Below are 9,767 nucleotides of genomic sequence, written 5' to 3' on the forward strand. Positions count from 1 at the left end.
GTTTGGCATCCCCTAGTATTCCAGCGGGAGAGAAATCGTTTTGTTGTCACGCGCGCTGCGGTAAGCGGCAATGAGCACTTCGAGCGACTTGAGGCCTTCGCGTCCGTCTGTTTCGGGCTCGGCCTCGCCACGCAAAACTTCAATCACATTATTGTAGTACAGCGGATGCCCAAATCCGTACACGGAAGTTGTGGCATAGCTGGCATCCATGACAGTGGCGTCGTAGTCCTTGGGTTCGGCAAAATCCCAGATCTGGATTTCATTCACGGCCACGCCGCCTATCCGCACCGTGCCCTTTTCGCCAATGATGGTGATGGAGCCCTCGAGGTTCTTGGGATAGGTGAGCATGGTCACGGCCATGGAGCCAAGAGCGCCGTTGCGCCAGCGCACGTTGAGTACGCCTGTGTCTTCCACTTCGATATTGCGGGCAAGCGTGCCTGTCATGGCCTGAATGTCGGCTATGGGGCCGATGAGCCATTCCAGCAGGTCAACGTAGTGGCTGGCCTGATTCATGAAAGCGCCGCCGTCCATTTCCCACGTACCGCGCCACTTGGCAGAGTCGTAATAGGCCTGCGGGCGCGTCCAGAACACGTTGAGGTGTACCATGTAGATCTTGCCAAAACGCTTTTCGTCAACAGCGCGCTTGAGCAGCTGCAGGGTGGCGTTGCGGCGGTTCTGCTTGATGACAAAAAGTCTGCGCTTGGCCTCGTCGCAGGCGTGGATCATGTCCATGCCGTCCTGCCAGCGGGTGGCCATGGGCTTTTCGGTCATGACATGCTTGCCCGCCTTGGCGGCCTCGATAACCATTTGCGGGTGCAGCCCGCCGGGGGTGCAGATGGTCACCAGGTCGCAATCTGATTGCGCCAGAAGTTCGGTGAGGCTTTTGAAGGCGGGAACCTTGTATTGTTCGGCGTGGGCGGCCAGCACCTCAGGATTGTTATCGCATACGGCTGCAAGTTCCATGTTGTCGCCATGTTTTTCAATGGAGGCAAAATGGTTTTTGGAAATACGGCCACAACCGATGATGGCGTTCTTGATTTTTCTACCAGTGATGGCAGGAAACATGGGCAACTCCTTGTCTGAACCGATGCTTAACCGAGTATCTGTTGGACGGCGCTAACGATTGCCTGCGCCGCCTGGCCGTCGCCGTAGACGTTTTGCGGCATGGAGAGCGGCTCAAGAATCTGCCGGCAGCGGGCCGAGAGGCTGTGCGCTTCTGGCGCGGCAAGCAGGTTCCAGCCTGTGTCTGTCAGTTCGCGCCAGCCCGTGTCGGGCATAACCACCACGCAACGCTTGCGGGCGTAGTAGGCTTCTTTTTGCAGGCCGCCGGAATCTGTAACCACAAAGGCCGCCGCACTAACAAGCGAGAGTAAATCCACATAACCCATAGGGTCAAGCAGAATGCAGCGGTTGGCCAGCTCCCACAAACCCTGCTCCTGAAGCCGCTTTTTGGTGCGCGGATGCAGGGGCAGCAACATGGTGCAGCCCGTTTCGGCCTGGGTTTGAACCAGCCCCTCAAAGATGCCGCGCAGGGCATGGGGATTGTCGGTGTTGTAGTCGCGGTGGATGGTGCCCACGGCAAATTTGCCGGGGGGCAGCGAGTGGGAAAGATTTGCAGGGGGGCGTCCAGCGCAGCGTTACTGGGTTCTGGAAACCACGGTCTCATTGACAGCACAGCCTGTACCCCTGCCCCAGAGAAGGAAGGAGTGCAGGCTGTGCAATGAATATTATTTTAGTGAGCGGCGCAAAACGTTGTGATGGGATGCTCAGAAAAAGCATTATAACTATCACAGATTACAGTAAATGCGTAACACTGGGCAGAAAAAGCTATCTTTCGGCCTCTTGAATGACAACGCTACGCCGAGTTGTGTGCCATCAGCAGGCATGGTCTGGCATGCGGTATTCAATGTAGTACAGGGCTAAATCTCCTGAAAGAAATTGTAGCTGCAATTTAATGAAATCTACTGGATTAAGAGTTTTTCAAGAATTTGTTATACTGCTCTAATATATCAACAGGATTTCCACTGGAATGCAGCTTTCCGTCTTTTAGCCAGTAAACGTAGTTGCAGTGCTCCACGGTGCTCAGCCTGTGAGCCACAGTAATTACAGTTATTTCTGTGTTAAGCCCCTGAATCATATCCATGATTTCTTTTTCGGAGGCACCATCCAGAGCAGATGTTGCTTCGTCAAGAATAAGTGTGTGCGGATTTTTGTATAGAGCTCTTGCCACAGAAATGCGTTGTACCTGGCCACCTGAAAGACGGATGCCACGCTCACCGACCAATGTATTTATGCCATCGGGCAGATCAAACACAAAATCCATGGCCGCCATGCGGCAGCATTCCATGATTTTTTGCTTGTCTATGGGCTTTCCCCACTGCGAAAAGGCAATATTTTGCGCAATGGATGCGTTGAGCAGGAAGGTTGATTGGGGGACGTAGCCAATGCCCTCCATCCATCCAGCCTGACGCTCTTGTGTTAACGCACGGCCATCAATGAGAACCTGTCCTTGTGTAGGTGCAAACAGGCCAGTGAGAATACCAATCAACGTGCTTTTTCCCGAACCTGATGCGCCAATAAATCCTAGCTTTGTCCCCTTGGGTATTGTGAGGCATATGTCCTGCAGTGCGTCGCTGCTCTCTGCCTGCGCCTGCGGGTAACGAAAGGAAATATGATCAAAGGTTATGTCTTTTTCCAGCGGGCAGGGTTCAGCCTGGATTGCCGCAGCACCACTGAACGCCTGCACTTCGTCAATACGTCTCAAAACGGGCTGGACATAGGGAAGAGCCGTCTGGGCCAGAACAAGGGCACCGATGAACCGGTTCATGGTTGGCAACAGGCGCCAGGCTACGGCAGCCATCAAAGTGATGGTGGCCGTCATTTGTGCCAGGGAAACGCCCTGACTGTTCATAAAAAGAACACTCACAAGCAGCATAACCATGCCCACAAGTTCCAAAAGCAGGGGAGGCAGAGGGGGCATCATGTCGCTCTTGGGGCGCACGTGGCAGAGCCTGCGGTTCAACTCGTCACTTTGAGCGAGAAATTCCTGTTGCTGTCGGTAGATAAGTACTTCACGGACGCCCTGGATTGCAGGCAGGGTTACGGCGTTGAGTTCAAGTTGCGTTTTCGATATTTCGCTGCTCAAGTGATGGACTCGTTTTCTTGTCCACCGAAATATTGCAATCCCGCAGATTCCCGTAATAACAAGTACGAAAAGGCCAATCAAAGGCGCGGTAACCAAGATGCTCATCAAAAGGAAAAACGTGACCAAAATATACGTACTAAAAAGCAGCAACTGCATTACAAAAATGGAAACCTGTTCTTTCCATGTCAAATGCGTTTGCAGAAGCGAGGTTTCCTGCCCCACATGCCAGAGGTATGATCCGTAGAGATAGCCTTTAAAAAGGCTGTGGTTGATATATGCACTGATTTCCTGCGCCAGCCACCCCTGTTTCCAGTACATATACATGCCGACAGCAAGCTTTACGCAAAGTGTAATGACAATGCTCGTCAGCAGTGTCGCAAGCAGGCTGCGCTGATCGGCAAGGAGAGGGGTGATTTCTGGAAAATGCCGCAAAAAAATCTGCACCTTTTCCTGCTGCATGAGGGAGGCTGGCGCTGCAAGGCTTACCCCCAGCAGGGATACCGCAAGGGCCAGTGCCATTTCAAGAATTGCAACAACGAGCGATATAAAGGTTGTAAGCCACAACCCCTTACGTAGTCTGTGTGGCAGGCGGTGGTATATATCCAGAAATGTTTTGCGAAAATTTGAAACGGATGATTGCAAAGGATATCCTGTCTAGTAACTGCGGTTGGTGTTGAAAAATTTGGGGAAGCCGTAAGATCTGCACGGAAGGCTTGCCGCTTTTTAGTTTTTCAGGCTGCTCCACACCGGGCAGAATCGTTGCGGGATGCTGTGCGAGCAACTATTCGGCATTATTGAGTGCGATCAGTGCTATCCTTTCGTCAGCGCTCGACAATTTCTTTAACATTTTGAAAGCTGACGAACAACCACGCCTCATGGTATAGGCAAATCGAAGTGTTTTCAATTGGCCGAATCCGTCATGCATGGATTGATATTTTACCAGAAAACGGCGACAATTTAAACCTTTATGAACTCTTGGCCATGCCCTTTTGGGGGCATGTTTGCAGCCGGGGTGGCAGTAATCGGAGAAGCTTGCTTTTTTCGAGTGTGCTCCCCCCATTTTTTCCGATTCAATCCAGCAGCGGCAGTAATATATTAGAGGATCGCTATGAGCAATGCACTTTCATGCTTCAAGGCCTATGATATCAGGGGGCGTGTGCCGGGCGTTCTCAACGCGCCGCTCGCGCATGCTCTGGGCATGGCTGTGGTTGAAATTCTTGGAGCAAAAAACGTTGTGATTGGCCGCGATGCCCGTCTTTCTGGCCCTGAATTGCGCGGAGCGCTGGCACAAGGGCTGCACGAGGCTGGCGCGCAGATGACGGATATTGGCATGTGTGGTACAGAAGAAATCTATTACGCCGCTGCCAACCAGCCTTTTGACGCGGGGATAATGATCACCGGCAGCCACAATCCGGCAGACGAAAACGGCTTCAAGCTCGTGCGCGGCGGGGCCATACCCATCAGCGGCGATTCCGGCCTGTTTGCCCTGCGCGACAGAGTGGCAGAGATTCTTGAGCACACAAGCGGCACGGTGGCTTTTTCCCCTTCCGCCCCCCTGCACCAGGCTTCTTACCGGGCCGACTACGTGGCGTGGCTGCTGCAATACAGCGGTGCTGGCCAGCTAGAGCCCGTTGCTGGGCGCAAGCCCCTTAAAATTGTTGCAGATGCGGGTAACGGCTGCGCGGGTCTTGTGCTCAATGAGCTTATGGCATCCCTGCCTTTTGAATTTGTGTGCCGACAGATGCAGCCGGACGGTACTTTTCCTGATGGAGTGCCCAACCCCCTGTTGCCAGAGCGCCGTGCAGCCACTGCGGCAGCGGTACGCGAGGCGGGCGCGGATTTGGGCGTTGCCTGGGATGGCGATTTTGACCGCTGCTTCTTTTATGATGCGGATGGCAATTTTATCGAAGGGTACTACTGCATTGGTTTGCTGGCGCAGGAGCTGCTGCGGCGCGTGCCCGGCGGCAAGGTGGTGTACGATACGCGGGTGTACTGGAATACCCGTGATGTGGTGCTGGCCGCAGGTGGGCAACCCGTGATGGGCAAAACCGGGCATGCCTTCATGAAGGAGCGCATGCGCGCAGAAGATGCCGTGTACGGCGGCGAAATGAGTGCGCACCATTACTTCCGCGATTTTGCCTACTGCGATTCGGGCATGCTGCCCTGGCTGCTGGTGGCATCGCTGCTGCACCGCAGCGGCAAGTCGCTGGCTGAACTTGTAGCCGAGCGCATGGCGGCCTACCCGTGCAGCGGCGAGATCAACCGCCGGGTGCAGGACGCCCGCGCTCTCATGAAACTGGTGCGCGACAGCTACGCCCCCTCGGCCCAGTACGAGGACAACCTGGACGGCGTGAACCTGGAATTTGCCCAGTGGCGCTTCAATCTGCGCATGTCCAATACCGAGCCTCTCTTGCGCCTCAATGTGGAAAGCCGGGCAGACCGCGCCCTGCTGGAAGAAAAAACAGCTGAACTTCTTAAATTTCTTGAAGATAATGGCGGGGCTGTGCCCGCCTGAGCACGTGCCGGGGCTGGGCAGATTGTGTAATAAGGCGAGTCGCGTTACCTATTGAAGCTGATGGACGCTCTCGGCCGGTCAATTTTGATGCAATGTTATGAGGACTCCCCCATGCCTGACATAGCTCCTGTTATTCTGTGTGGCGGCAGTGGAACCCGTTTGTGGCCGCTTTCGCGCGAGACGTATCCCAAGCAGTTTGTCGATTTGGGTGACGGAAGAACATTGTTCAAGGATACCGTGCAGCGGGCGCGCCGCGTGCCAGACAGCATGGAGCCCGTAATTGTCTGCAACGAGGCGCACCGTTTTTATGTGACCGCCGAGCTGTACGAATGCGGCATCCACGGAAAAATTCTGCTTGAACCAGCACCCCGCAACACGGCCCCGGCCATTGCGCTGGCCGCTCTTGCCCTGCTGGAAGGTGATGCCGACCCCTTGATGCTTGTTCTGCCCTCTGACCACGCCATCGGCGATGAGGCAGTGTTTTTTGAGGGGGTAACAAGCGCCGCTGCCCTTGCGGAAGAGGGCCATATTGTCACCTTTGGCATAGCCCCCACAGGGCCGGAAACCGGATTTGGCTATATAGAGCAGGGGGAAACGCTCGGAGCCGGTGGCTACCGCGTGGCCCGTTTTGTGGAAAAACCCAATGCGGATGCCGCTGCCGCCATGCTGGCCAAGGGCGGGTACTTTTGGAACAGCGGCATGTTCCTGCTGCGCGCTTCTGTATATCTGAAAGAGCTTGAACGCTTTGCGCCCGAAATGTACCTTGCCTGCAAAAATTCCTGGCAGGGGCGTAAAAAGGATATGGCCTTTTGCCGCCCGGACAAGGAAACCTTTCTTGCCACCTCCGCAGATTCCATAGATTACGCTGTGATGGAGCAGACAAACCTGGCGGCCGTAGTGCCGTTGCGGGTGAGCTGGAGCGACCTTGGTTCGTGGGAGGCCTTTTATCAGATCGGGCAGCGGGACAGCTGCGGCAATGTGTGCTCTGGCGATGTGATGGCCGAGGGGACGGAAAACTGTTACTTTAATGCCAGTCACCGTCTGGTGGCGGCCATTGGCGTAAGCGGCCTTGTGGTCGTTGAAACGCAGGATGCCGTGCTGGTTGCGCCGCGCGATCAGGTGCAGGATGTCAAAAAAATAGTGGGCCGTCTTCAGCGCGAGCAGCGGCCAGAATGCCGCCAGCATCCGCGTGTGTACCGTCCGTGGGGCAGTTATGAAACACTTGTCATGGATGGCCGGTTTCAGGTCAAGCGCATCATCGTCAATCCGGGAGCAGAGCTCTCGTTGCAGATGCACCACCACCGCGCCGAGCACTGGGTTGTGGTAAGCGGCACGGCAGAGGTGACCAACGGTGATGTGGTGAGCCTGTTTACCGAAAACCAGTCCACCTACATACCCGTTGGCACAAGGCACCGGCTTAAGAATCCCGGCGTTATCCCCCTGGTGCTCATAGAAATCCAGTCTGGTGCCTATCTGGGCGAGGACGACATTGTGCGGTTTGCCGATGTTTACGGACGGGAAGGATAAGTACTGCTGCCGTTAGGGTCGCTGTATCCAAACTGAGAATCCGAGGCTTGTCGGTTTATGTGTTGCGGTACAAAATGGTTGCCACGCTGTTTCATTAAACAACAGAAATACCTATTATGAAAAAAGCGCTTATAACCGGCATCACCGGACAGGATGGGGCTTACCTAGCGGAACTGCTTTTGCAAAAGGGCTACGAGGTGCATGGCATCAAGCGGCGCGCCTCATTGTTCAATACTGACCGCATCGACCACCTGTACGAAGACCCGCACGTCAACGGGCGGCATTTCATTTTGCACTACGGCGACCTGAGTGATTCCAGCAATCTGGTGCGCATCATGCAAGAAGTGAAACCAGATGAGGTGTACAACCTGGCAGCGCAAAGCCATGTTCAGGTTTCGTTCGAATCGCCGGAATACACAGCCGATGTGGATGCCCTCGGAACCCTGCGCCTGCTTGAATCGATCCGTATTGCCGGGCTGGCCGAAACCACCCGTTTCTATCAGGCTTCCACCTCAGAACTTTTTGGACTGGTTCAGGAAGTGCCGCAAACGGAAAAAACACCGTTTTACCCCCGCTCTCCCTATGCCTGCGCCAAGCTTTACGCTTACTGGATTACGGTCAATTACCGTGAGGCCTACGGCATGTACGCCTGCAACGGCATTCTTTTTAACCACGAATCGCCCATTCGTGGCGAAACCTTCGTAACCCGCAAAATCACCCGCGCCATGTCGCGCATGGTGCTTGGTCTTCAGGACTGCCTGTACCTCGGCAACATGAACGCCAAACGCGACTGGGGCCATGCCAGAGATTACGTTGAAATGCAGTGGCTTATGTTGCAGCAGGAGCAGGCAGAAGATTTTGTGATCGCCACTGGGCGGCAGTTTTCTGTGCGCGACTTTGTTAATGCCGCCGCCGCAGAGCTTGGGGTAAGCCTGAGCTGGCAGGGCGAAGGCGTTGATGAAACCGGCACGGTGACCGCCGTTGATGTGAGCAGATTGCGGCAGGTCGCGGGCAACCGTCAGGGGCTGGAGTGCAGCCTCAAGCCCGGCGATGTGGTTGTGCGCGTTGATCCGCGTTATTTTCGCCTCACCGAAGTGGAAACCCTGCTGGGTTTGCCAGCCAAGGCCAAGGAGAAGCTGGGCTGGGAACCAAGGACATCCTTTGAAGACATGGTAGCCGAAATGGCGCGCGAAGACCTTGCCCTGAGCATGCGCGATGCCGTGTGCAAGGTGGCGGGTTTCAAAACCTTCAGCCACAACGAGTAGAGCATGCTCAAGGATTCTCTGGTTTATGTGGCGGGCCATCGGGGGCTTGTGGGCAGTGCCCTGTGCCGTTCCCTGACGCGGTCTGGATATGGGCGTCAGCTTGTGCGCACCCATGCCGAACTGGATTTGTGCGATCAGGCCGGGGTGCGCGCTTTTTTTGCCCGGCATCGCCCGGATGTGGTGATCCTGGCCGCCGCCAAGGTGGGGGGCATCCATGCCAATGCCACGTATCCCGCAGAATTCATTTACCAGAACCTCCAGATTCAGAACAACGTCATCGACAGCGCCTACCATAACGGCTGCAAAAAGCTGCTCTTTCTTGGGTCGTCCTGCATCTATCCCAAACTCTGCCCCCAGCCCATAAGGGAAGAGTATCTGCTCTCCGGCCCGCTGGAACCCACCAACGATGCCTATGCGTTGGCAAAAATCGCGGGCATCAAGATGTGTCAGGCCTACCGCAAGCAATACGGTTTTGACGCCATCAGCGCCATGCCCACCAATCTGTATGGCCCCGGTGACAACTACCATCCTGAAAACAGCCATGTGATCCCCGCTCTGATCCGCCGTTTTCATGAAGCAAAGGCAAACGGGGCTGATTCGGTGACCATATGGGGAACCGGCAAGGCTCTGCGCGAGTTTTTGCATGTGGACGACATGGCGGACGCCTGTGTATTTTTGCTTGAGAACTACTCTGATTTTGAACACGTGAATGTGGGCAGTCAGCAGGAACACACCATAATGGAGGTGGCTGGCATCATTGCCAGAGTGGTGGGTTTTGAAGGAGTGATCAACACCGACTTGTCAAAGCCGGATGGCACGCCGCGCAAGCTGATGGATTCGGGCAAGCTTTTGGGCATGGGCTGGAAACCCCGTGTGGAGCTTGAAGACGGCCTGCGCGATGCCTACAGCGATTTTTTGCAGACGCAGCAGCGCTAGCGGAAGGGCCGGTACTTGGCGCTTTTCATCAAGATGACGTTGGTGTAGCATCCTACTGCAATATGATTGGCGCGGTGTAAGAACGCAGCTGGTGATGTTCAGTGTTGTAGAGCGGCCTTAGTTTTTGTCCGCAGTTTTAAGGTTCTGCGGGCCGTGCCAAATGGCAGTCGTTGATGCCTCTTGTCAGATGGCGAGGAATCTGGGTAGGCAGCGGTGTCTGTGTGCCAGCCCCGCATGTAGAGCCAATATTGGGCACGGCGCACGGCAATACAGCTTATGCCTTGTCGAATGCTATTGGCAGCGGTGGCTCACAGATGCAGCTTTCTTAGGGCATTAAAGTTCCCCCTGGTGGGAAATCTTGTATATTAAGGAAAATCAT

Annotated in this window: 7 protein-coding genes; 4 read left to right on the forward strand and 3 right to left on the reverse strand. The window is 55.0% G+C overall.

The genetic code is table 11. From position 1 onward, the window contains the following. Nucleotides 1-12: 12 nt before the first annotated feature. The 3 genes from ACE3NW_RS11770 to ACE3NW_RS11780 all read right to left on the reverse strand — a co-directional run bounded on the left by ACE3NW_RS11770 (nucleotide 13) and on the right by ACE3NW_RS11780 (nucleotide 3,787). Entirely contained in the window at nucleotides 13-1,065 is a 1,053-nt protein-coding gene (locus ACE3NW_RS11770; RefSeq protein ID WP_374283632.1) for a Gfo/Idh/MocA family protein, read from the reverse strand. A gap of 26 nt (nucleotides 1,066-1,091) precedes the next feature. Beyond that, nucleotides 1,092-1,598 carry a UDP-N-acetylglucosamine 2-epimerase gene (locus ACE3NW_RS11775; RefSeq protein ID WP_374283644.1) on the reverse strand — a complete coding sequence of 169 codons (507 nt, stop codon included), beginning with the start codon at nucleotides 1,596-1,598 and terminating at the stop codon, nucleotides 1,092-1,094. A gap of 371 nt (nucleotides 1,599-1,969) precedes the next feature. Continuing rightward, a complete protein-coding gene (locus ACE3NW_RS11780) occupies nucleotides 1,970-3,787 on the reverse strand; it encodes an ABC transporter ATP-binding protein (protein WP_374283634.1) in 1,818 nt (605 codons plus the stop codon). Nucleotides 3,788-4,253: 466 nt separating this feature from the next. Between ACE3NW_RS11780 and ACE3NW_RS11785 the strand changes: the two genes are divergently transcribed. The 4 genes from ACE3NW_RS11785 (at nucleotide 4,254) to ACE3NW_RS11800 (ending at nucleotide 9,388) form a co-directional block, all read left to right on the forward strand. Then, nucleotides 4,254-5,660 carry a phosphomannomutase gene (locus ACE3NW_RS11785; protein ID WP_374283636.1) on the forward strand — a complete coding sequence of 469 codons (1,407 nt, stop codon included), beginning with the start codon at nucleotides 4,254-4,256 and terminating at the stop codon, nucleotides 5,658-5,660. Nucleotides 5,661-5,771: 111 nt separating this feature from the next. After that, nucleotides 5,772-7,187, forward strand: a complete 1,416-nt coding sequence (locus ACE3NW_RS11790) for a mannose-1-phosphate guanylyltransferase/mannose-6-phosphate isomerase (protein WP_374283638.1) — start codon at nucleotides 5,772-5,774, stop codon at nucleotides 7,185-7,187. 116 nt (nucleotides 7,188-7,303) lie between these two features. Further along, nucleotides 7,304-8,452 (forward strand): GDP-mannose 4,6-dehydratase, encoded by a 1,149-nt coding sequence (gmd, locus tag ACE3NW_RS11795; protein ID WP_374283640.1) that lies wholly within the window; start codon nucleotides 7,304-7,306, stop codon nucleotides 8,450-8,452. A gap of 3 nt (nucleotides 8,453-8,455) precedes the next feature. After that, the gene (locus tag ACE3NW_RS11800; protein ID WP_374283642.1) at nucleotides 8,456-9,388 is read left to right on the forward strand and encodes a GDP-L-fucose synthase family protein; all 933 of its coding nucleotides are present in this window, start codon (nucleotides 8,456-8,458) and stop codon (nucleotides 9,386-9,388) included. The last annotated feature ends 379 nt before the right edge of the window (nucleotides 9,389-9,767 follow it).

Source organism: Desulfovibrio sp. (assembly GCF_041907885.1).
In the GTDB taxonomy this organism is placed as follows: Bacteria; Desulfobacterota; Desulfovibrionia; order Desulfovibrionales; family Desulfovibrionaceae; genus Desulfovibrio.